General features: G+C 64.4%; 20 protein-coding genes. 6 read left to right on the top strand and 14 right to left on the bottom strand.

The window, feature by feature from the left end; translation table 11 throughout:
* Positions 1 to 67: 67 nt before the first annotated feature.
* From FJ930_RS09380 to FJ930_RS09365, 4 genes are read right to left on the bottom strand one after another with little or no spacing between them, the layout of a single operon-like run.
* The gene (locus FJ930_RS09380; protein ID WP_141837020.1) at positions 68 to 1,255 is read right to left on the bottom strand and encodes an ABC transporter substrate-binding protein; all 1,188 of its coding nucleotides are present in this window, start codon (positions 1,253 to 1,255) and stop codon (positions 68 to 70) included.
* Positions 1,256 to 1,279: 24 nt separating this feature from the next.
* Positions 1,280 to 2,425, bottom strand: coding sequence for an ABC transporter substrate-binding protein (locus tag FJ930_RS09375; RefSeq protein WP_181763336.1), 1,146 nt, complete (start codon positions 2,423 to 2,425; stop codon positions 1,280 to 1,282).
* Between the two features lie 20 nt (positions 2,426 to 2,445).
* Positions 2,446 to 3,606 (bottom strand): CaiB/BaiF CoA-transferase family protein, encoded by a 1,161-nt coding sequence (locus FJ930_RS09370; RefSeq protein ID WP_141837297.1) that lies wholly within the window; start codon positions 3,604 to 3,606, stop codon positions 2,446 to 2,448.
* Positions 3,603 to 4,154 (bottom strand): MaoC family dehydratase, encoded by a 552-nt coding sequence (locus FJ930_RS09365; protein ID WP_141837016.1) that lies wholly within the window; start codon positions 4,152 to 4,154, stop codon positions 3,603 to 3,605. The genes FJ930_RS09370 and FJ930_RS09365 overlap by 4 nt, the downstream gene beginning before the upstream one ends.
* A gap of 201 nt (positions 4,155 to 4,355) precedes the next feature.
* On the opposite strand from FJ930_RS09365, the gene FJ930_RS09360 reads away from it, so the two are divergent.
* Positions 4,356 to 5,453 carry a lactonase family protein gene (locus FJ930_RS09360; RefSeq protein ID WP_141837014.1) on the top strand — a complete coding sequence of 366 codons (1,098 nt, stop codon included), beginning with the start codon at positions 4,356 to 4,358 and terminating at the stop codon, positions 5,451 to 5,453.
* Between the two features lie 57 nt (positions 5,454 to 5,510).
* Here the strand turns inward: FJ930_RS09360 and FJ930_RS09355 are convergent, their stop codons facing one another.
* The gene (locus tag FJ930_RS09355; protein ID WP_140743663.1) at positions 5,511 to 6,494 is read right to left on the bottom strand and encodes a Tim44 domain-containing protein; all 984 of its coding nucleotides are present in this window, start codon (positions 6,492 to 6,494) and stop codon (positions 5,511 to 5,513) included.
* Positions 6,495 to 6,569: 75 nt separating this feature from the next.
* Entirely contained in the window at positions 6,570 to 6,869 is a 300-nt protein-coding gene (locus FJ930_RS09350; protein ID WP_181763327.1) for a zf-TFIIB domain-containing protein, read from the bottom strand.
* Between the two features lie 368 nt (positions 6,870 to 7,237).
* Here FJ930_RS09350 and FJ930_RS09345 point away from each other — a divergent pair, with 368 nt between their 5' ends.
* Positions 7,238 to 8,884, top strand: coding sequence for an acetolactate synthase large subunit (locus tag FJ930_RS09345; RefSeq protein WP_141837012.1), 1,647 nt, complete (start codon positions 7,238 to 7,240; stop codon positions 8,882 to 8,884).
* Between the two features lie 64 nt (positions 8,885 to 8,948).
* Here the strand turns inward: FJ930_RS09345 and FJ930_RS09340 are convergent, their stop codons facing one another.
* The 8 genes from FJ930_RS09340 to FJ930_RS09305 all read right to left on the bottom strand — a co-directional run bounded on the left by FJ930_RS09340 (position 8,949) and on the right by FJ930_RS09305 (position 17,973).
* Positions 8,949 to 10,118, bottom strand: coding sequence for a substrate-binding protein (locus FJ930_RS09340; RefSeq protein WP_141837010.1), 1,170 nt, complete (start codon positions 10,116 to 10,118; stop codon positions 8,949 to 8,951).
* A gap of 41 nt (positions 10,119 to 10,159) precedes the next feature.
* Positions 10,160 to 10,861: an ABC transporter ATP-binding protein gene (locus tag FJ930_RS09335; protein WP_141837008.1), complete on the bottom strand. Its 702-nt coding sequence runs from the start codon at positions 10,859 to 10,861 to the stop codon at positions 10,160 to 10,162.
* 2 nt (positions 10,862 to 10,863) lie between these two features.
* Positions 10,864 to 11,568: an ATP-binding cassette domain-containing protein gene (locus FJ930_RS09330; RefSeq protein WP_141837005.1), complete on the bottom strand. Its 705-nt coding sequence runs from the start codon at positions 11,566 to 11,568 to the stop codon at positions 10,864 to 10,866.
* Positions 11,565 to 12,551, bottom strand: a complete 987-nt coding sequence (locus FJ930_RS09325) for a branched-chain amino acid ABC transporter permease (protein WP_141837002.1) — start codon at positions 12,549 to 12,551, stop codon at positions 11,565 to 11,567. The genes FJ930_RS09330 and FJ930_RS09325 overlap by 4 nt, the downstream gene beginning before the upstream one ends.
* Positions 12,548 to 13,405, bottom strand: a complete 858-nt coding sequence (urtB, locus tag FJ930_RS09320; protein WP_140743651.1) for an urea ABC transporter permease subunit UrtB — start codon at positions 13,403 to 13,405, stop codon at positions 12,548 to 12,550. The genes FJ930_RS09325 and urtB overlap by 4 nt, the downstream gene beginning before the upstream one ends.
* 4 nt (positions 13,406 to 13,409) lie before the next feature.
* The gene (locus tag FJ930_RS09315; protein WP_141837001.1) at positions 13,410 to 14,531 is read right to left on the bottom strand and encodes a class II histone deacetylase; all 1,122 of its coding nucleotides are present in this window, start codon (positions 14,529 to 14,531) and stop codon (positions 13,410 to 13,412) included.
* Between the two features lie 83 nt (positions 14,532 to 14,614).
* On the bottom strand, positions 14,615 to 17,329 hold the full coding sequence (locus tag FJ930_RS09310; RefSeq protein WP_141836999.1) for a LuxR C-terminal-related transcriptional regulator: 2,715 nt from the start codon (positions 17,327 to 17,329) through the stop codon (positions 14,615 to 14,617).
* Positions 17,326 to 17,973, bottom strand: coding sequence for a GNAT family N-acetyltransferase (locus FJ930_RS09305; RefSeq protein ID WP_181763326.1), 648 nt, complete (start codon positions 17,971 to 17,973; stop codon positions 17,326 to 17,328). The genes FJ930_RS09310 and FJ930_RS09305 overlap by 4 nt, the downstream gene beginning before the upstream one ends.
* A gap of 176 nt (positions 17,974 to 18,149) precedes the next feature.
* On the opposite strand from FJ930_RS09305, the gene FJ930_RS09300 reads away from it, so the two are divergent.
* Genes FJ930_RS09300 through FJ930_RS09285 form a run of 4 tightly spaced genes read left to right on the top strand, consistent with a single transcriptional unit; the run spans position 18,150 to position 22,493 of the window.
* Complete coding sequence (locus tag FJ930_RS09300; protein ID WP_181763325.1) at positions 18,150 to 19,451, top strand: ArgE/DapE family deacylase; 1,302 nt, start codon at positions 18,150 to 18,152, stop codon at positions 19,449 to 19,451.
* Complete coding sequence (locus FJ930_RS09295; RefSeq protein WP_141836997.1) at positions 19,448 to 20,506, top strand: phosphotransferase; 1,059 nt, start codon at positions 19,448 to 19,450, stop codon at positions 20,504 to 20,506. Before FJ930_RS09300 ends, FJ930_RS09295 begins: the two co-directional genes overlap by 4 nt.
* Positions 20,507 to 21,823 carry an aspartate aminotransferase family protein gene (locus FJ930_RS09290; protein WP_181763324.1) on the top strand — a complete coding sequence of 439 codons (1,317 nt, stop codon included), beginning with the start codon at positions 20,507 to 20,509 and terminating at the stop codon, positions 21,821 to 21,823.
* A gap of 13 nt (positions 21,824 to 21,836) precedes the next feature.
* Positions 21,837 to 22,493 carry a GntR family transcriptional regulator gene (locus FJ930_RS09285; RefSeq protein ID WP_141836995.1) on the top strand — a complete coding sequence of 219 codons (657 nt, stop codon included), beginning with the start codon at positions 21,837 to 21,839 and terminating at the stop codon, positions 22,491 to 22,493.
* Positions 22,494 to 22,507: the final 14 nt, after the last annotated feature.

Raw genomic sequence — 22,507 nt, 5'->3', positions numbered from 1 at the left:
TGTTTCGAAGCTGGCAAGCCGACTCCCCTGAAAGGAGCCGGCTCGATGAGTTTGTCTGTCGCAAGCGTCACTTGGCGCAGGCGTCGGGCACCTTCGAATAATCCCAGCCCTTGGTCGGCGCCGGGTTGGAGAAGTAGGCGTCGAGCCATTCCTCCGGCATCGGGTCCTTCGGCGGGATCGGAAAGATCGAGACGGCATCCGGCATCATGCAGTCCTTATACCAGGCGCCGAGGTCGGCGTTGTGGACCGGCGGGATCGGGATCAGCAGCGTGTTCAGCTTCGGCTTCTGCCCGTCCAGCATACGCTCGCCGACGCGGAACAGCGTCTCGGCGGTCCAATGCGGCAGCACCGCATGGCCTTCGAAACGATACTTGTCCGGATTGGCTTTCCAGTAGCCCAAAGCGTCACCCGTGATCGAACCGGTGATCAGCGGCGCCGGCCGGCCGGCCTCGGCGAAGGCCTCGGCGACGACGCGGCTTTCGCTGCCGGTCGTCCACACCGCATCGATCGGCGCCGGATTGGTGGCGATCGCCTGCAGCACGACCGTCTTGGTGACATTGGCCGTCCAGTTGCCGTTGACGGTGCGCGCGACCTTCAGCTTCGCATCTTCCGCCAGCGCCTTATCCGCGCCCTGGCGCTCCTGCACCACGATCGGGTGGCCGGCAATGCCTTCGACCAGCAGGATGCTGGCGCCGTTCGGCTCGGCCTTGCCGATCGCCGTCATCATGTCATAGCCCCAGCGCGCATAGTTGGAATCGACATTGATCGCGTTCGGGCTGGTCACGGAGCCAGCAGCCGTGATGAACGGGATGCCGGCCTTGGCTGCCGCGTCGATCGCATCGTCGAGCGCCGTCGCCGAGCCCGGTATCGAGGTGATGATCGAGCATTTCTTGTCGATGAAGGCGCGGATCTGGTTGATCTGCTGGCTCGCGTCGTTGTTGGAATCCGACACTTCGAAGCTGGACACCGTGCCGTCGGCAATCAGCCCGTCGACCAAGCGTTTCAACTCCTTCGTGACGGTGACCCGCCAGGGGTTGCCCTGATAGGATTCCGAGTGGCACCATTTCCAGGGCTTCGGCGGCGGGGTGAAGTTGTCCCAGGCCGAGGGGAGCACCTTCTGCGGCGCGCCGCCATACTGCGCCTTGAGTTCAGTCGGCAGTCCGCCGATGACGCCTTGCACGTCCTCGGCAAGGGCGGTTGTTGCAAGTGAGGCCAGCGCTGTTGCGGCCAGCAAGCCGCCGATCATTCTGGTCATTGTGTTCTCCTCCGTTCGTTTCGTTCAGGCTCCTCCACCGGCAGCGCCGGAGACCCGTGCCGGAAAACTCTCCCGGAACAGGCGATTGAGTTCGGCAACAACCTGGCCGGCGGGATGGCCCGAGGTGATGCCGGAATTGATGCGGTCGGATGCGACCTGCTGGAACCCCATGTAGCCGTCATGGCGCGGCCGCACCCATGCGCCTTCAAGCGTCGCGCGCGTATCCCTGTAGAAATTGCCGGCGGCTTCATTGACGGCCCGGTCTTCCCAGGCAGCGGCATGGCCCGGCTGGCCACCGGCAGCGGCATAAGGACCGCGTTGGACGTCGCCGCTGGCGATCCAGTAGGCGAAGTCGATCGCGGCATCCCTGGCCTTCGAAAAGGCGGATACCGCGATCCCGGTGCCGCCGAGGGCCGAACCTACCGGGCCGCCGGAGCCGACAACGGGGATATCGGCGAAGGCCAGGCGATAGGTGCGAAACCCTGCAATGGCGTAGGAGACATAGCCATAGATCAGCGGGCAACAGACGAAGCGGGAACCGGCCTCCGCCACGCGTTCAAAAACGGCAATCGGATCCATCTCGAAACAAGCCGGATCGAGCAGCGCGGCAATCTCGCGCATCCTCTCGAAGACTTCGCTGCCCGTCTCGACATCGATCAGATCGCGCACCGGATCGGTGCCGCAGGGATGCCCGAGATTGCCGGCCAGCGTGTAGAATGTCATCAGGCAATGCGGTGGCCGCAGCGGCAGCAGCACACGGCCTTGCCGGGCGAGATCGAGCACCTCGCTCCACCTCGCGGCCGGCGCATCGAGCGCATCCGGCCGCCAGGCCTGCACCTGCGTCGCCGCATCGATGGGAAAGGCCCATTGCCGCCCTTGCCGGCTATAGCTCGGATAGGACTGGCCGACGCTGCCCGTCGCGAGCGCTGCGCGCTCGACCTCACGGCCCGCGACGTCGATGGGTTCGAGGCAGCGCTCGGCCGTGATCTGCCCGACATGTGGATGGTCGATGACGATCAGATCGTAGGCCCGCGCCAGCTCCTCGACCGGGAAGGATTCGAAATCCTGCAGCGAGCGCTTGTCCCATTCGATCGTGACGCCGGTCTTCTCTTTCCAGAGCAACGAGCAGGCGACCATCGGATCGTAGCCGCGTGGATGGCTCCAGGTCATGCCCTTGAGCGTCTGGGAACTCACAGGCCGAACTCCTCGCGGATTGCCACGCTGTGCTCGCCGATGCGTGGCGCCGCGCGGTCGACCTTGGCCCTGATACCATTGACCCTGAGCGGCGAACTGGTGGTGAGGATGGAAACATCGTCCTCGCGCGTCACCGTCTGCAGCATGTCGAGAGATTGGAATCCTTCGCTCGCCAGCATTTCCGGCCAGGTCAGCACCTTGGCGCACCAGATGTCGGCCGGCTCCAGAATGGCAAGCCATTCGTCGATCGTTTTGGTGGCGATCCGCTGCGCGATGATCGCCTTGATGTCGTCGCGGGCCGTAAACCAGGATGCCGGCTTGTCGCGATATGGCGCCAGTTCGTTCAGCGACAGCAGATCGGCCAATTTCGGGATCGGCGTCATGGCGATGGCGAGGTAGCCATCCTTGGCCGGATAGACGCCGTAAGGCGCCGACAGATAGGCGTGCGCGCTGCGGAAGCTGGAGCGCCTGGGCAAGCGGCGACCGTCATTCAGATGCGTGGTCAGCACCTCGAACTGGAAATCGACAAGCGCTTCCAGAAGGCTGGTCTCGATATGGCTGCCCTGGCCGGTTATGCCGCGCCGCACCAGCGCGGCCAGGATGCCTTGCGCGCAGGCAGCGCCCGCCAGCATGTCGCCGATGGCGAGGCCGAACGGCACCGGCCCCTGGTCCTCGTCGCCGTTCAGCCACATGACGCCGGACCGCGACTGCGCCAGCAGGTCCTGGCCGGGACGTCTGACCCAAGGGCCTTCCTCGCCATAGCCGCTGATCGAGGCATAGACGAGCCGCGGGTTGATCTTGCGCACGGCCTCGTAGTCGAGGCCGAGGCGCTCGATGACTCCCGGCCGGAAATTCTGGATCAGCACATCCGCCTTGGCCAGCAATCCGCGCAACGCCTTAAGATCCGCTTCGTTCTTCAAATCGATGGCGAGGCTTTCCTTGGCCCGGTTGATCGCATGGAAAATGGTGGAGTCGCCGCCGATCTCGGTGTCACTGAGATAGAGCCGGCGCGACAGGTCGCCTCCATCAGGACGCTCGATCTTGATGACGCGGGCGCCGAGATCGAGCAGCCTGAGCGAGCAGTAGGGCCCGGACAGGAACTGGCTCATATCGACGACGACCAGACCGGCGAGCGGCAATTCGGCTGCCATCTCTATTTCTCCGTCTTGCCGACGAAATCGGCCGGGTTGCGGTACTTCACCGTCTGCAAATGCTCGCAATAGAGGACAAGCTCGCCTTCGCCCTTGAACACTTCGTAGCTGGCGCGGATCAGCCCCATCTCCTTGTAGCGGGGCTTCTTGTCGAGATTGGAACGGATCGAATAGATCGTGTCGCCAATGAAGACAGGCTTGATGAACCGCAACTTGTCATAGCCGTAAGAAAAAGCGTTGACGCAGTTGGTCGCGACCAGCCCGAGACCCGCCGAAAAGACGAACGCGCCGGCGATCAGGCGCTTGCCGAAAATGCCTTCGCTCTCGGCAAACATCTGGTCCTGCACATAGGGGTGGATGTCGAGAACCAGCGTATTGAAAAGATGGCTGTCGCCTTCCGCCATCGTGCGCCGCAACGAGCGGATCTTCTGGCCGACCGACCAATCCTCGTAGAACCAGTTCTCCGCGTTCCACACCGGCAAGGCGGCGTGCTCTTGAGGCATGTTTTTGGGGTATGTCGAAGCGACGCCGACAGTGGGGGCGAAATCATTCATGAGTGATGGCTCCGGCGCTCTCGCAGGAGGCTTCGACCAATCGTTTGAACACGCCTCAAAGCGGCCGAATGCACGACGTCTCCTCCCGTCAATCTTCTTTTGTAAATAGTATTTTCACATATGGGGTTGCGTTGCAAGCGAGGACAAGCGAAATTTTGATCGCCCCGAGCGTCCAGCATCGGCGGGCAGGGGAGGAAAATCATGAGCAAGGATTGTCTGGTCTTTGTCGGCAGCCTGAACCGCGAGGCGCCCTATTTTCAGGGCGCGCGCGGCGTGGGCCTCGGCGTCTACAGTTTCGACGAGCAAACGCTGGAAATCCGGAAACTGGCCGAAACCAATGACGTCGACAACCCGACATTCCTGTCGGTCACCTCGGACGGTTCGCGCATCTACGCCAATTCGGAAGTGTTCACCTGGCGCGAGGGAACTGTCTCCGCCTACGGCTTCGATCGCGCCTCGAATAGGCTGAGCTATCTCAACAAGCAGCCCTCGCTCGGCAGCATCACCGCCCACAACACCATCACCCGTGATGGCACGAAACTGCTTGTCGCGAATTACGGGCTGGGCGAGGGCGGTCCGGACCGCGCTGTTGTTGTCTATGGTTTCGACAGGGATGGCGCGCTGTCCGCGCCGCTCGCCAGCGTTTCACACAAAGGCACCGGGCCGAACGCGGCGCGGCAGGAGCGCTCGCACGCCCACAGCGTCACCGAAACCATTGCCGGTGGAACGGCCATCGTTGCCGACCTCGGCATCGACCGGCTGGTTTCCTATCGGATCGGGCGTGATGGCAACCTCACGAAGTCAGCCGAATCCGCTTTGCCGCCGGGCGCCGGCCCGCGCCACATTGCCCTGCACCCAAACGGGCGCTTCGTCTTTGTCATGAACGAGCTGGATTCGACCGTGGTGTCGATGGCGTTGGACCAAGCCAGCGGCAGGCTTTCGGTCATCGACGCCAAGCCTGCAGTCCCGGCCGAGGTTCGCGACAGCAACCACTGCGCCGATATCCAGATTTCGCCGGATGGGCGTTTTGTCTACGGCTCTAACCGTGGCCACGACAGCGTCGTTATCATGGCCATCGACCAGGACACTGGCGCATTGAGCCTCATCGGCTATGTCCCCTGCGGCGGCGCCACGCCGCGCAACCTGGCGATGACGCCGTCGGGCGGCCATCTGTTTTCCGCCAACCAGAACGCCGACCGCATTTCGATCTTCGCGCGCGATGCCGATAGCGGCATGCTGACCGACACCGGGCGGGCCGTCGAGATCGGCACGCCGATGTGCGTCAAGATCGTCACTTGAGCACCGGCAAAGCCGCCAATTTTTGTGGTCAAAACAGCGGCCGAAGGCGATGCCGGATCAAGCCTGCTGGATTGCCGAGAGCTTCCAGTTCGAGCCATTCTGGCGCGTGAATGTCCACAGTTCGGTCGTCTCTGTCGGATGATCTTCGTCGCCTTCGACCACCTTGCCGCTGGCCCGTTCACGCGTCACGTCGCGCGACTCGTAGCGCAGCGCGGCCGTGGCATAGTCACGGTCATCCTCGCGCCAGCTTTCGGCGATGTCGGCCTGCAGCAGGGTGACATCGGACACGTCGTTCCTGAGACCCTTCTGGGCATTGTCGGCCAATTCCTCCGACAGATAGGACACCATTTCGGGGGTCACCAACCGGCGCAACGCGGCATGGTCTTCGCGGCCGAAGGCTTCCTGCACATCGGTCAACAGCTGCTGGAAGGCATCGAGATCCGTCTGGGCCAGCGTGATCTCCTCGGAACCGGTGGCCGGGGAGCTTCCCCCTGAGCCGCCGCCGAAACCGGGAATCGTGAAGGGGCGTGCCGTGTCCGCATCATTTGCGCGGTTTTCAAACCGCGAAGCCTGGGCATTGCCGGCTCCAGCAAGCGCGGGGGCGGGACCACGCGCGGATTGCGACCGGAAGAACCTGATGGCCAGCATGATCGCGCCGCCGATGAGCAGCGCCTGAAGCAAGAAGCCGAACATGCCGGCCAGGCCGCCGAAGCCTTGGCCGAGCAGCAGCCCGATCAGGCCGCCGATAAGCAGGCCACGCATCATCGTTCCGCCGAAGCCGCCAAAGAGACCGGGTCTCTGAAGCCCGGCTTGCGGCTGCCGGGCCGGAGTGTTCACACCGGTGTTGGGCGTCATCGAACGTTCGACCGGCGCGGTCGGCGCCGGCGCGGTTCTGGTCGGCGGCGCCGATTGGAACGTACGCGTGCCGCGACTGCCGAAGCTGCCGCCGCGACGAGCCTCGGCATGATCGATCGCGACCATGGAAAATGCGAGGAACAAACCTGCAAAGAGAGCGGCAAATCGGCTGGTGCGGGAATTCATCGGCGTGGACCTTTGTCGATGCGGTTTCGGACTTTTCCGGCAAACGCCGGCCCTGCAGGGGCCGGCCTCGCACGGTCAATCGAACAATTCTTCGAAGAATGACTTCTTGCGCTTCGGATAGCGGTGGCCATGCGAGCGCGAGTAATCGTCATCGCGGCCCTGGCTATATTGCGGCTGAGTGAATGGTGCAGGCTGCGGCTGCGGTGCGGGCGCCGCGTCCTTGCTCGAACGCTCGATGATCTTGTCGAGCTCTCCGCGATCCAGCCAAACGCCGCGGCATTGCGGACAATAGTCGATCTCGATGCCTTGGCGCTCACTCATCACGAGCGCGACGCGGCAGGAGGGGCAAACCATACCAAGCAGGGAAGATGTCATCAGGGGCTCCAAACCTTTTTAAAGTGAGCCCGCTCGACCGAAATGATGGAAAGGGGCCCGTTATAGCGGTCCGACATCACGGCCGCTGATAGCGGCAGTCAGAGGGGCCCGGCCCGCAACCCGGATTTAGGATGGGAGAGCCGGGCCTTCAAGGGCGTCGCAAGAATGATTTGTCCGCTATCGCCGACATGATCCTGCTTCAAGCGTTCTGCAGCCGCGCTGACGCCGGCGACGGCTACGGCTTGAGCATCACCGCGATGTTGCCGGACGGTGCCGCCGATCCGCAGTCGAAGACACTTCCTTTAAGGTGTAGCATTCCGGTGCCATAGATGGCTGACGGGATATGCGCATCGCAGGAGAGACGGTTCATGACCAAAGGTTCAGATCTGTTCGTGGCGGCCCTCGAGAACGAAGGGGTCGAGCGGATTTTCGGCATTCCGGGCGAAGAAAACCTCGACATCGTCGAATCAATCCGCCGCTCGTCGATCCAGCTGATCCTGACCCGCCACGAGCAGGCGGCCGCCTTCATGGCCGCCACCTATGGCAGGCTCACCGGCAAGGCAGGCGTGTGCATCACCACACTTGGCCCGGGCGCGCTGAATCTGACCACCGGCTCGGCCTACGCGCTGCTCGGCGCGATGCCGATGATCATGATCACCGGCCAGAAGGGCATCCTGTCATCCCGGCAGGCACGCTTCCAGATCGTCGACATCGTCGCGGCGATGAAGCCATTGACCAAGCTGTCGCGCCAGATCGTCTCGCCGAAGATGATTCCCTCGCTGGTACGCGAGGCCTTCCGCGTCGCCCAGGAAGAGCGCCCCGGCCCCGTGCATCTGGAACTGCCGGAAGACATCGCGGCGGCCGAGTGCGAGCCGGTCGCGCTTGTGCCGACGCACCCGGTCGACCTGCCTCTGGCCAGCCCGGACGCGCTCGATCGCGCCGGCCGCATGATCATGGAGGCCAAGCGTCCGCTGCTGATGTTCGGCGCGGCGGCGTCACGCCCGCGCGTGACCCCTGATATCGCCCAGTTCGTGCTGCGCACGCAAATTCCCTATTTCACCACGCAGATGGGCAAGGGCACCGTGCCCGGCGGCACCGAACTCTACATGGGAACGGCGGCGCTCTCGGAGCGTGACTATGTACATGAGGCCATCGAACAGGCCGACGTGATCATCACCATCGGCCACGACACGGTCGAGAAGCCGCCCTTCATCATGGGCGCCGAGGGACCGAAGGTCATCCATGTCGGTTACCACTCGGCCGATGTCGAGCAGGTCTATTTCCCGCAAGCCGAGATCGTCGGCGATCTTGGCCCCTCACTGGCGCTGCTGGCCGATCGTGTCGAGGGCAAGATCCCCAACGCGCGGACCCTGTCGCCGCTGCGGGAAGGCATTTTGAGCCGCATCGCCGCGCGCGCCACGGAAGACCGCTTCACGCCGCAGCGCATCGTGCACGACGTGCGCGCCGTGATGCCGGCGGACGGGATCTTGGCCCTCGACAACGGCATGTACAAGATCTGGTTCGCGCGCAACTACCGCACCCGCATGGCGAACACGCTGCTGCTCGACAATGCGCTGGCCACCATGGGCGCGGGCCTGCCGTCGGCGATGATGGCGGCGCTGCTCTATCCCAACCGCCGCGTCATGGCCATCTGCGGCGATGGCGGTTTCATGATGAACAGCCAGGAGTTGGAAACCGCGGTCCGGCTCAAGCTCAACCTCGTCGTCCTGCTGCTGGAAGACCATGCCTACGGCATGATCCGCTGGAAGCAGGCGGTCGATGAATTTCCGGATTTCGGGATGACCTTCGGCAATCCGGATTTCGTCAAGTACGCCGAGGCCTATGGCGCCAAGGGGACGAGGGTCGATGCTATCGCCGACCTTCGGCCCGTGCTGGAGCAGGCATTCGCCGGCGGCGGCGTGCATCTCGTTGTTTTGCCTGTCGACTACTCCGAGAACATCAGGGTGCTCGTCGACGAATTGCGCGAGCGGCTGCCGGCGCCGCGGTCGACCTGACAGTTGCCGATCAAGACGGCTGCGCGGCGTGGACAAAGTCCCGATCGCCGCGCAGCCGGACGTCCTATAGCTTGCAGTAAGGCGTTACCGGGGCGATCGTGCCGAAATCCTTGACGATCTCGTAGCTGATGCCGTCCGCCGCCGCCTTGCCGACATAGGAATGGCAGAGCGTGTGATTGTTGCTGGCATCGACGCGGATCTTGCCTTGCGGTGCATCGAACTCGATCGTCGGCAGTGCCTTGAGCACGTCGTCGTCCTTCAGCGATCCGGCCTTCTCGGCGGCCAGCGCATAGAGATGCAGGCCGTTATAGCCGGCTTCGCCGATGCCGTTGACCATCTTCTCCTGGCCGAATTTTTCGCGGAAGCTCGAGATGAACTTCTTGTTGACCGGGTTGTCGAGCGCCATCCAGTAGGGTTGCGGCGCATAGGTGCCGGCCGCTACGCCGGGCGGCAGCGCATCCTTGTTGAAGACTTCGTCGAGCGGCGCGATCAGCGGCTGCTTGATGTCGAAGCTGCGATATTGCTTCAGCTGGGTGACGGCGTCGTTGCCGACCACCATCGACCAGACGACATCGGGCTTCAGCGACTTGATCTTCTGGAAGGCCGGGCCGAAATCGGTGGTCCCGAACGGATAATAGTCGGCGCCGATGATCTTGCCGCCGGCCTTCTCGTAGGCAGCCGTGATCGCCTCTGTCATCTTCTGCGGCCAGGCATAGTCGGAAGCCATGATGTAGATCGTCTTGCCGAGATTCTCCGCAACCCACGGCATCATCGGGTCGACCTGCTGCATCGGGATCGGTCCGGTGGCCACGAAGTAGCGGTTGCACTCGCCACCTTCGAAATTGGTCGGATAGAAGAACAGCTTCTTGGCTTTTGACGTCACCGACAGCGTCGCGCTGCGCTCGGGCGAAATGATCGTGCCCATGATCACGTCGACCTTGTCTTCGTTGAGGAGCTTGCGCGCCTTGTCGATCGAGCCCTTGGTCGTGGTCTGGTTGTCCTCGATGAACAATTCGACCTGACGGCCGCCAATGCCGTTGGCGGCGTTGAGTTCGGCGGCGGCCAGCTTGTAGCAATTGAGCAGCGTTTCGCCGAGGATCGCCTGCAGCCCGGTGATCGGGATCGACAGGCCGACCTTGACGGTGTCGGCGGCGCGCAGGATCGACGGCGCGCCGACCATCGCGAAGGCGGCGGCTGCGCCGCCGGATTTCAGGACAGTTCTTCTGCTTATCATCGTTGTGTTCCCTTCCAGTCCAGGCGCACCCCATGCACGCCTTACAAAGCCAAGAGGTCTTTCAGCAGGGTCTCGTCGGCGAACGCCTCCGGCGTGCCTTCGTGCACGATCCTGCCCTTCTCCATCACCAGGCAGCGGTCCGCCGCCTTGAGAACGAGATCGAGATTCTGTTCGACGAGGACGATCGCGATGCCGCGCTCGCGGGCGATGCGCGGCACCAGTTCGGCGATCGACTGCACGATGTTCGGCTGGATGCCTTCCGAGGGTTCGTCGAGCAGCAGCACCGACGGCAGGCCGCACAGCGCGCGGCCGATAGCCAGCATCTGCTGCTGGCCACCCGAAAGAGTGCCGGCGACCTGCGCCTCGCGTTCGCGCAGGATCGGAAAATAGCCGAAGATGTCGGACGGAATGCCGCCGTCGCCGCGATCCTTGGCGGCGCGGGTGCCGACTTCTAGATTCTGCCGCACGGTCAGCTGGTTGAAGATGCCGCGTCCCTGCGGCACATGCGCGATGCCCGCGCGCGCCCGGCGGAAGGCCGCAGCGGTCGTGAGATCCTTGTCGCCGAGAACCACCGCGCCGCCGCTTACCTTCAAGCCGCCGGCGATGACGCGCAGCAGCGTCGTCTTGCCGGCGCCGTTGCGGCCGAGCAGGCCGACGACTTCGCCCGGCGCGACGTTGAGGTCGATCCCGTTCAGCACCGGAAGCAGGCCGTAGCCGGCCGAAACAGCCACTGTCCGCAGCATGGTCAGCGCCTCCCCAGATAGACGTCGCGGACCATCTCGTCGCTCTCGATGTCGTGGAAAGGACCGCTGCGCAGCCGCCGCCCCTGATGCAGCACCAGCGTTTCGCAGTTCAACGCCCGCACGAAGCGGATGTCGTGCTCGACCGCGACGACCGAGAACTCGCCCTTGAGCCGCAACAGCATTTCGGCGGTCGCCATCGTCTCCTGCGGTGTCATGCCGGCGGTCGGCTCATCGAGCAGCAGCAGCCTCGGTTCGATCGCCAGTGCCATGCCGATCTCCAGCCATTGCTTCTGGCCGTGCGCCAGCGCGCCGGCCAATGTCGTGGCGCGGTTGCCAAGGGCGACCAGTTCCATCAACTCGCCAATTGGCCTGACGGGCGAGGGCGCACCCCACCTTGCGACCTTGAGATTGTCCTCGACCGACAGGCTGGGAAAGACGGAAGGAATCTGGAACTTGCGGGCGATGCCGAGCCGCGCGATGCGATGCAGCGGCAGGCCGGCAATGTTGTGGCCAAGGAAGCACACGCTGCCACTCGTCGGGCGAAGCGTACCGGTCAGCACGTTGAGGAACGTACTCTTGCCAGCGCCGTTCGGCCCGATGATGCAGCAGAGTTCCTTGTCGCGGACCGTCAGGTTCAGCCCTTCGAGCGCTTGGAGTCCGCCGAACCGGATACCGACGTTTTCGGCCTGGAGCAGGACATCGCTCATTGCGCCTGCCTCCGGCCTCTGAACAGGCTCTTCAAGCGCGCGTAGATCGACAGGATGCCGTCGGGCAGCACGAAGACGATGATCACGAAGACGCAGCCGAGCAGAAGCGGCCACAGGCTTGGGTTGAAGCTGCTGATGGTCTGCTGCGCACGCTGGATGACGATGGCGCCGAGCACCGGGCCAAGCAGCGTGCCGCGCCCGCCGACAGCCACCCAGACGATGACTTCGGTCGACAGAAGCAGCCCGGAGAGGTCTGGCGCGACCAGCCCGGCCATGCAGACATAGAGTGCGCCGGCAAGCCCGGCGATCGCCGCCGAGAGGATGAAGGTGACGAGCAGCCGCAACGGCGCATTGTGGCCGAGCGCGGCCGCCCGGACTTCATTGTCCTGGATGGCGGTCAGCACCGTACCCCAGCGGCCACGACTGATAGACCACAGCGCCAGCACGACCAACGCCACGATGGCAGCGACGAAGATATAAGAGGGCAGGTCCTGGCTGAGGTCGACATGCAGGCCGCCGACATCGAACGCGATCGGCGGGATGCCGATCAGGCCGCTGTCGCCGCCGGTGACCGAGCTCCAGGAGACGGCGGCCTGCTGGCAGATGACGCCCATGGCGAGCGTGACGATGGTGAAGTAGCTGCCGCGGATGCCGCCGAAGAACAGGAAGTAACCGATGATGGCGGCGACGAAGGCAGCACCGGCCACCGCGCCCATGACGCCGAGCAGGCTGCCAAAGGGGATCGCATCGTTGAGCGTGACCAGCGCCATGATGTAGCCGCCAATGCCGAAGAAGGCGGCATGCCCGAAACACAGAATGCCGGTGCGGCCCCAGAAGAAGTCGAGGCTCGCCGCGAACAGGCCGAAGATCAGCGCGTCGCGGATCACCGTCAGCTGGTAACCATCGGCGATCAGGGGATAGGCGACGGCGAGCGCCGCGCAGACGGCGAAGATCACCAGCCAGTTGCGATCCCGGGCGATCATCGCGATGCCCCGTTGAACAGGCCGTTGGGGCGCAGCCGCACGGCGACAATGGCCGCGAGCAGCACGATGGCTTGCGCCAGCGAGGGCGAGATCTGGTAGTTGAGCACACTGGTCAGTCCGCCGACGAAGACGCTGCCGGCGACGAGACCGCCGATCGAGCCGACGCCGCCGACGATGACGACGAAGAAGGCATTGGCGAGATAGTTCACTCCCATCTGCGGCAGCACGATCGCCAGCGGCGCGACCAGGCCGCCGGCCAGTCCGGCGATTGCCGCCCCGAAGGTGAAGGCGATGGCGTAGGTGCGTCGCGTATTGATGCCGACGCCCTCGGCCATCTCGCGATTCTGGATGACGGTGCGGATATCAAGCCCGAAGGACGTGCGGTTGATCAGCAGGATGACGCCGAGCAGGGTCAGCATGGCAATCGCGATCAGGATCAGCCGGTACGCCGGATAGACGGTGAAGAACAGGTCGAGCGTGCCTTCGATCGGTGGCGTCACCGGCTTGGCGCCAAGACCGAAGGTCAGTTCCAGCCCTTGCTGCAGGATGAGGCTGACGCCCCAGGTGGCAAGCACGGTCGAGACCGGTCGCGAATAGAGATGGCGGATGATGGCGAATTCCAGGATGCAGCCGACCACCGCGCCGGCAATCGGTGCGGCGGCCAACCCGACCCAGAAGGAACCGCCCACGCTCTGGATGAAATAGACCGCGAAGGCGCCGACGGTGACGAACTCGCCATGCGCCAGGTTGGTGACGTTCATCAGGCCGAAGCTGATCGCCAGCCCGAGCCCGACCAGCATCAGGATGCTGATCAGTGTCAGCGCATTGAGCAGCGTGGTGACGACAAAATCCATCGCGTCAGGCCGCGCTGGCGAGGCGTTGGCGCAGGCCGGCGACCAAGCCTTCGGCGGCATCGATCACATCAACCTGATGCGGCTGCAACTCCTGCCCGGCCCATTCGTCGATATGGTCCGACAACGGGTCGATCACCTCGGTGCGGTGATTGGCCAGCGTCTCGATGACGGCATGGCCGCAGAACGGCACATAGCCTTCGGAGTAGCCGCCTTCATGGGTCATCATGAGCCGTCCGTTCGAAACTTCGGCGGCCAGCGCGACCATGCGCGCCGCGAGGCGCCGGAAGCATTCGCTGTTCAGCATCATGCGGCCGAGCGGGTCGAAGCCCGAGGCATCGAAACCGGAAGCGACGATGATGAGGTCCGGCTTATAGGCGCGCAGCGCCGGAGCGACGACGCGGTCGAAGGCCGCCTCATAGGCGCCGGTCCCGCTCCCGGCCGGCAGGGGGATGTTGATGTTGTAGCCTTCGCCTTCGCCCTTGCCATTGTCGGCCGCCGCGCCGCGCCCGGTCGGGTAGAGATTGTCCTGATGCAGGGAAATCGTCAGCACCGAGGGGTCGGAATAGAACACCGTCTCGGTGCCGTTGCCGTGATGCACATCCCAGTCGACCACGGCGGCGCGGCCGAGCAAGCCTTCATGCTGCAGACGGCGCACCGACACGCCGATGTTGGAGAACAGGCAGTTGCCCATCGCCTGGTCGGGTTCGGCATGATGCCCCGGCGGCCGCGCCAGCGCATAGGCATTGTCGACGCGGCCAGTCAGCACCGCGCGCATCGCGGCATAGGTGGTGCCGGCGGACAACAAGGCGATGTCGAAACTGTTGAGGCCGATCGGCGCCTGCGGCCCGGCGAAGCCGGAGCCACGCTCGCTGAGCATTCTGATGTCGTCGACGTGGCGTTGCGTGTGGACGCGCAGGAGGTCCTCTACCGACACCGGTTCTGGAATGATCGGCACCAGATGGCGCACCAGGCCGCTGACCTGGATGAGGTTATTGAGCCGGCGCTTCGACCCGGGCGATTCCAGATGCCGGCCAGGCTCCACGAAACGGCCGGGAGGCATCATGTCGGCGCTGGAGCCGGTGTCATGCCACATCAGCTGTTCGTGAAAAACGTAACCTGTCGCCATCCGCAACGTCCCCTAAAAACAAAGGGACGCTAGCAGGCTAATGATCGCGTGGCCCGACCCTAAAGAGGGGTTGTGCCGGATGTCTATGCCCCTCCTTTCGGAGGGGGTCGGAGGTTTGCGGCGGCCTGCGCGGCACGCACGGCCTGGACCCGGTTCGACACCGAGAGTTTGCCGAAAATGTTCTTCAAATGCCATTTGACCGTCGTCTCGCTCACCGACAGCGCGACCCCGATATCGCGGTTCGACATGCCTTCCGACAGGCAGCGCAACAGTTCGGATTCGCGCTGGGTGAGTTGTTCCTTCTCGGCAGCCGGCGCGGCCGGCTTGCGCGTCGCCACCGGCATCGTCTGCGCGGCGTCGATGATGCGCGTTGCGTAGGCTGATAGCGACGGGTCGGTCTTTGCCTGAGCCGCGCGCAGCCGCATCAGCCCTTCGACAACAGGCCTGCCCTCGTCGACGAAGGAACGGATGAAGCCGGAGGGCTGGGCAAGGCGTAAAGCTTCCAGGAGATGGCGGTCGGCCTCGCGCTGGTCATGGCCGGCGCTCCTGGCGCGCAGGATCAGCGCCAGTATGTGGCGGCGCATGCGCCCGCTGCTTTTCGTTCGCTCCAGCAATTCGTCGAAAATCGCCGCGGCCGCCGTGTAGGATTTCTCCGCCGTCAGAAGCCTGCCCTCGGCGAAGTATTCGAACTCGTTGGCGACGGTGGGCGCGGCCTCGCTCTGGTCGCGGCGATGTTCGTCGAGCAGCTTGCGCGCTTCCGGGGTGCGGTTCTGGTCGATCAGCAGCCGGATGCGGTCGTGCACCAGCACCGAGGCGAGGCGGCGGTAGACGGAGCCGCGCACGCGCAGGTAGACGCGCTCCAGCATATCCAGCGCGGCATCGCCCCGGCCGGTCAACTGCAGCACGCGGGCATAGGTCGGCACGCTGGCCAGGGGATAGACGATGACCGCTGCGCCCTCGATCAACGGCCCGAGATTCTCGACCAGCGTCAGCGCCTCGCCGGATGCATTGGTCTCATAGGCAAGTTCGGCAAGCAGTGTTCCAGCGAGCGCCTCGGCATAGGAGTTCGCGCCGATCCGCGTCCTCGCCTCGATAATGGCATTACGCAGCAGCCGCTCGGCGGCGGGCAGGCGTCCGGCCGAGCGTTCGATGACGGCCATGTAGCAATTGGCGATGGTGACGCCGAGCAGGCTGCCGCTTCGCTCATGCGCCTTGCGCGCGGCATCCACCGCCGCACGCGCCCCTTCGAGGTCGCCGAGCGCATAGAGATTGTAGCCGATAACGTTGGCGGTCGCCCCTTCCATGAACCAAGCATCGGGCGCGATGATGCGCAGGGCGGCCAGCGCGGTGTCCCGCGCATCCTCGAACTGTTCCAGCGTGCTGTGCACGGCTGCATTAAGGACGGCGAGCTCGGCTTCGATCGAGGTGCCGGTCAGCGTGCCCGGATCCTTGCCATCGGTCGGCCCGGTCTCGACAAGCTTGCGCGCATTGGCGAGCGTCTGCTGGGCGATCTCGGGCTGGCTGCTGTGCACCGCCAGCCACAGCACCACGAGTTGCAGCCGGATGCGCTGCTCGACCAGTTTCCTGGGGAGCAGCGCCAGCAGCTGGCGGACGTAAAGCAGTTGGCACTGGGCGATGAGCTCAAGCGCGTTGTTCTCGACGAACACCGCCGCGCGGGCCTGGTCGCCGGCGGCCAGAGCGTGCCCGATCGCCTCGGTCAGCATCTTGCGTTCACCGAACCATTCCGAAGCCGCAAGGTGCAGCGGCGCGATCCTCTCCGGTTCACGCCGTTCCATCTCGCGGCTGAGGAAATCGCGGAACAGATGATGATAGCGGAACCAGCGCCGCTCCTCGTCGAGCGGCACCAGGAACAGGTTGCGGGTCTCGATCTCGGCGATATCAGCCTCGGCGTCCGCCGCGCGCAAAACCGCCCGGCACGCCTCGGCGCTGAAGCGCTCGAAGATCGAACTGTGGAGCAGGAACTTGGCCAGGGCCGGCGGCAGCCCCAGGAACACTTCCCCCATCAGGAAGTCGGCGACGTTGCGGTTGGCGCCGGTGAAGTTGCCGATGACGGTTTCTGGAGCATGCGCGGCGCTGAGCGACAGCGAGGCAAGTTGCAGGCCGGCAGCCCAGCCTTCGGTCCGCGAGCACAGGGTCTCCACCGTGCCGCTGCTGACGCTGAGGCCGAGCTTGTCGTTGAAGAACGCTTCGGCTTCGGACGAGGCGAAGCGCAGATCGTCGGGGCCGATTTCGAAAACGTCGCCAAGAACCCTGAGCTTGCCCAACTGCAGGTCGGGCAGGTTGCGCGAACCGATGACGAAGACGACATTGGCCGGCGCCTGCCGTGTCAGCCGCTCCATGAACCGCTTCACCGCCGGCGCTTCGATGGCGTGGTAGTCGTCGAAGAACAGGGTGATGTCGGCGTCACGCGCCGCAAGCCCCGCCACAAGTGCCGCGAGCACGACATCGAGCTGCGGGATCGGGCTCGACTGGAAGGCGAGGTCGAGCTCGGCCGGGCTCTGGACGAGGTGGCGCAACGCACCCACCAGATGCGACAGGAAGGCGCCTTCGTCATTGTCCGTCGCCTCGCAGGACAGCCATGCGGTCAACCGGCCGTGGCGCGCGACTTCCGCGGCCCACTGCGTCATCGTCGTCGACTTGCCGAAGCCGGCGGGCGCGGCGAACAGAACGATGCGCGTGTCGACATGCCGCTCCAGCTTCGACAGGATGGTCTCGCGCCGTACCCACCGGCGATGGTGGGGCGATGCCTGGCTGGCTGGTCGCGAAGACGGTCTCATCTGACGCCGGGCATCCATTCCGTTTCGATCAGCGGGATTTGCGGTGCTGCATCGCGTGGCAAGGTCCCCTTTATGCGGGGATCGTCGGTGATTTCGAAACCCGCCGCATACGGTTCAAATCCGCACGCCCTATAGAAACCGATGACGCTGTGATGGTCTATGCTGCTGGTGTGCAGCCAGATACGGCTCGGGCCGAGCCGCCATGCCTGATCGAGTACGCCCGCCATCAGCCGCTTGCCGAGACCTCGGCCCGTCAGGGACGGGAACAGGCCGAAATAGGTGATCTCGATCTCGTTTTCATCGGCTACGCGGAATTCGGCCATGCCGACATGGCCACCACTTTCATCATGGCCGTAGAAGAGATGCTGGCGAGGGTCGGAAAAATGCGTGGCGATTTCGGCGTCCGACATTTCGGCGGCGCGATCCCACAGCCAGGGAGCGCCGATCTCGAGGAAGGTCGCGCGGTAGGAGGCAATCTCGGGCTTTGTGATGCGGGTCATTGCCAACGGTCGGGCGAGACCCGGCACCGGCGCGCGCGTCTCCATCCACGTCACCGCATTGACGATCTTGCCGGCCGCTATGCGCCGGTAACCGGACGCGAGATCGGTGACTTCATCCGGCAATGTGCCCTCGGTGACCAGCATTTGTCCTCGATCTTCCGCCGCGCCGCCTTGCCGGCCTGCAAGACGCTGATGCCAACCCTGTGCTCGCCTGCCAAGAGGTTCCATAGGTGGGTTATGATTTTGGCCCGCCTGTCTCTTGCATTTCCAGGGAATGGCATATGAGATATGATACACCATCCACGGGAAAGCGGAACATCATGCCTGAGCGTATTGCCGACGAAGCCATTTTGCGCGCGGTTGACGACGGCTTCACGCGGCAGGTCGCATTCCTGGCGGATCTTGTACGCTTTCCCTCCCAACGTGGCGAGGAGCACGCCGCACAGTCCTTCATGGCGGCGGCCTACGAGGCCGATGGCTACGCGGTCGACATGTGGCGCGTCGACGTCGACGCCATCCGCGGCCTGCCTGGTTTTTCGCCGGTGGCGGTGTCCTATGACGATGCCTTCAATGTCGTCGCCACCCACACGCCACGAAACACGACCGGCCGCTCGCTGATCCTCAACGGCCACATCGATGTGGTGCCGACCGGACCGCTCGACCGCTGGGCCCGTGACCCCTATGATCCGGCGATCGAGGATGGCTGGATGCATGGCCGTGGCGCCGGCGACATGAAGGCTGGCCTGTCGGCTTGTCTCTATGCGCTGGCCGCCTTGCGCAGCCTTGGCTATCAGCCGGCCGCGAAAGTGTTCCTGCAGTCGGTGGTCGAGGAAGAGTGCACCGGCAATGGCGCGCTCGCTTGCCTGCAGCGTGGCTACCGTGCCGACGCCGCCTTCATTCCCGAACCGCTGGAACCGCGATTGATGCGGGCACAGGTCGGGCCGATCTGGTTCAGGGTCGAGGTCGACGGCGACCCGCAGCACGCGTCGGGCGCCTTCTCCGCCGGCGCTAACGCCATCGAAAAGGCCATCGTCATCATCCAGGCGTTGAAGCAGCTGGAAATAGTTTGGAATGCGCGCAAGGTGGATGATCCGCATTTCTGCGATCATCCGCATCCGATCCGCTTCAACCTCGGCAAGATCGAAGGCGGCGAATGGACATCGAGCGTTCCGGCGCGCTGCGTCTTCGAGATGCGGGTCGCGACCTATCCCGGCCAGAAGCTGGAAGACGCCAGGGCCGAGCTCGAAGCCTGCATCGCCGATGCGGCCCGGGCCGATCCATTCCTGGCCAATCGCCCGCCCAGGATGACCTATAATGGCTTCATGGCCGAGGGCTATGTGCTGGAGGGCGCCGACGAGATGGAAGCCGTGCTGCGGCGCAGCCATACCGCCGTCTGGGGCGAGCCGCTGCAGGAGCATGTCACCTCGGCGACGACCGACGCGCGTTTCTTCGGCCTCTATGCCGATACGCCGGCGATCGTCTATGGCCCGATCTGCCGCATGCCGCATGGCTATGACGAGGCGGTCGATCTCGATTCGGTGCGCAAGGTCACCCAGACCATCGCACTGTTCATCGCCGAATGGTGCGGTCTCGAGCCGATCGATCCCGAGGTGAGATCATGAATGCGTCGGTCCCCGATGCTTTCGGCGAAACGCTCGCCGAGGACGCGCCTGACGTTTCGATCGCCGACGCGTTGGCCCTGTTGCGTCGACACTACGGGCTGACCGGCACCGCGCGTCCGTTGCCGGGCGAACGCGACCACAATTTCCACATCCAGACCGAAGGCGAGGGCGAGTTCGTCCTGAAGGTCTCCCATCCGGCCGAAGAGGCCGACTTCACCGACTTTCAGAACAAGGCGCTCGATCATATCCTCGCGGTCGACCCGACCTTGCCGGTCCCCTCGGTGCGCAAAAGCCTTGAGGGCGATGCGCAGTTTGCGGTCAGCATCGAGGGATCGCCGCAACGCATCATCCGGCTGGTCACATATCTGCCCGGCCAGTTGCTCTCGCGCTCGCCAACGTCAGCGGCGCAGGATCGCAATCTCGGTACCTTCCTCGCCCGGCTTGGTCGAGCACTGCGCGGCTTCTTCCATCCGGCCGCCGGCAGCGACCTGCTGTGGGATATCCGTAAGGTGGCGAAGACGCGGCCGATGCTGGCGTATATCCCCGATGCTCGCCACCGTGCCATGGTCGAGCGCGTCATCGACGCCTTCGAGGAGCATGCGGCGCCGGTCATCCCCGGCCTGCGCGCACAGATCGCCCACAACGACATGAACTCCTACAATGTGGTGATGGACGCCTCGCGGCCGGAATTGGTGAGCGGCATCCTCGATTTCGGCGACATGATCCATTCGCCGCTGATCTGCGACCTCGCCATCGGCGCCGTCTATCGCTGGCCGGCGCAAGGACATCCATTGGCGCCGGCGGCGCGCTTCGTCTCCGGCTATCAATCGGTACAGCCACTCGAGCCCGAAGAGATCGGCATTCTTTTCGATCTGATCCGTGCCCGCCTTGCCCTGATCGCCAATATCGCCGGCTGGCAGGCCGAACGCTTCCCGGCCAAGCGCGACTATGTCCTGCGCCTCATCACCGAGGTCTGGGCCTCGCTCGAACGGCTGGACGGGCTGTCGTCGGCGGACGCCCGCCGCTATTTTCTCGATCATTCCAATCCGGAGTAGATGCTCGTGTCCCAGTCCTCGCCCGCAAATGCCCTTGCCGACGCTAGCACGTTGGCATCCGAGCGCGCCCTGCTTGAACGCCGCGCCAGGCTGCTTGGGCCGACCTACCGCGCCTTCTACCGCAACCCGATCCATCTGGTGCGCGGCAGCGGCGTCTGGCTCTATGATGCGCAAGGGCGCAAATTCCTCGATGCCTACAACAACGTCGCTTCGGTCGGGCACTGTCATCCGCGTGTCGTCGAGGCATTGTCGGGTCAGGCCGCCACGCTCAACACCCATACCCGCTACTTAAGCGAGATCATCCTCGACTACGCGGAAAAGCTGCTCGGCACCCTACCGCCTCACCTCGGCCACGCCATGTTCACCTGCACCGGCAGCGAGGCCAACGACCTTGCCATCCGCATCGCCCAGCATTCGAGTGGCGGCACTGGCGTCATCATCACCGACTTCGCCTATCATGGCGCGACGATCGCGACCGCGCAGCTGTCGCCGGCGGCGGTCGGCTCAAAGGGCGTGCCGGCACAGCACAGGACCGTGGCAGCGCCGGACACGTTCCGCGACCATGGCCGCGCCGCGCATGATTTCGCCAGGAATGTCGCCGCCGCCATCGAGGATATGCGCGCGCAGAATATTCGCCCGGCGGCGCTGCTGCTCGACTCGGCCTTTTCCAGCGACGGCATTTTCTTCCCCGATGCTCCTGTCATGCGCGAGGCGGCGGATCACGTCAGGATGGCAGGCGGCGTCGTCATCGCCGATGAGGTCCAGTCCGGCTTCGGCCGGCTTGGCCAGGGCATGTGGGGCTTCGCCAACTACGGCCTCGAGCCCGATATCGTCACCATGGGCAAGCCGATCGGCGACGGACATCCGATGGGCGCGGTGATCGTGCGGCCTCAGCTCGTCGCTTCGTTCGGCTCGAACACCGGCTACTTCAATACGTTCGGCGGCAATCCGGTCGCCGCTGCCGTCGGCATCGCTGTCCTCGACGTGATCGAAGGTGAGGGGCTGATCGAGAATGCACGGATGGTCGGCGCCTATACGCGCGACTTGCTCGATTCCTTGCAAGGCCGCCACGGCATGGTCGCCAATGTCAGGCACAACGGCCTCTATTTCGGCGTCGAGTTGACGGCGGGGGGTGACGAGGCGTTGGCTGCCGGCAAGACCTCTTCCGTGGTCGAAGCCATGCGCGAGGATGGCGTGCTGATCTCGTCGTGCGGTCCGCGCGGCAACGTCCTGAAAATCAGGCCGCCGCTGCCGTTCGCCCGTGACAACGCCGAGCAGCTGGCCGAGACGCTCGATCGCGCGCTGTCGAACTGGTGATCGGGACGCGCGCGTGCTGAAGCTCGAACATCAAACCCTCAATGACCGCGCCTATGGCGCGCTCAAGCAGGAGTTGATTTCAGGCGGCTTCAGCCCGGGCCAGACACTGGTCATCCGCAAGCTCGCCGAGACCTTCGGCATCTCGACGACACCGATCCGCGAGGCGCTGCAAAGGTTGGTCGCCGAACGGCTGCTCGAGATGCAGAACAACCGCTCGATCATCGTACCCTTGCTGTCGGCCCCCGCCTTCGAGGAACTGACCCATATCCGCATCGCGGTCGAAGGGCTGGCGGGTGAGATGGCCGCGTCGCGATTGACGGAAGACGGGTTGGTGGACATACAGGCGACGCTGGCCGGCATGCAGCGCGCGATCGAGGCCGGTGACGCCAAGGCCTATCTCTCGCTGAACGAGGCGTTTCACTTCGCCATCTACCGGCATGCCGGCGCGCCGATCCTTTTGAACATGATCCGCGACCTTTGGGGCAGGGTTGGGCCTTATCTGAAGCTGCTGATGCGGGCCGATCGCTACATTCCGCGATCGAACGATGCGCATCGCAAGATCGTCGATGCGCTGGAACAGCGCGATGGCCCTGCTGTCCGGGCTTCTCTCGAACGGGATATCACCATGGCGGCCGCGGTTCTTTCCGAAAATCTTCGCACGGCGCATTGATCGCGCGGCCGGCG

The organism is Mesorhizobium sp. B2-4-15 (assembly GCF_006658505.1).
GTDB lineage: Bacteria > Pseudomonadota > Alphaproteobacteria > Rhizobiales > Rhizobiaceae > Mesorhizobium.
This window is presented reverse-complemented; position numbering and strand designations above follow the sequence as displayed.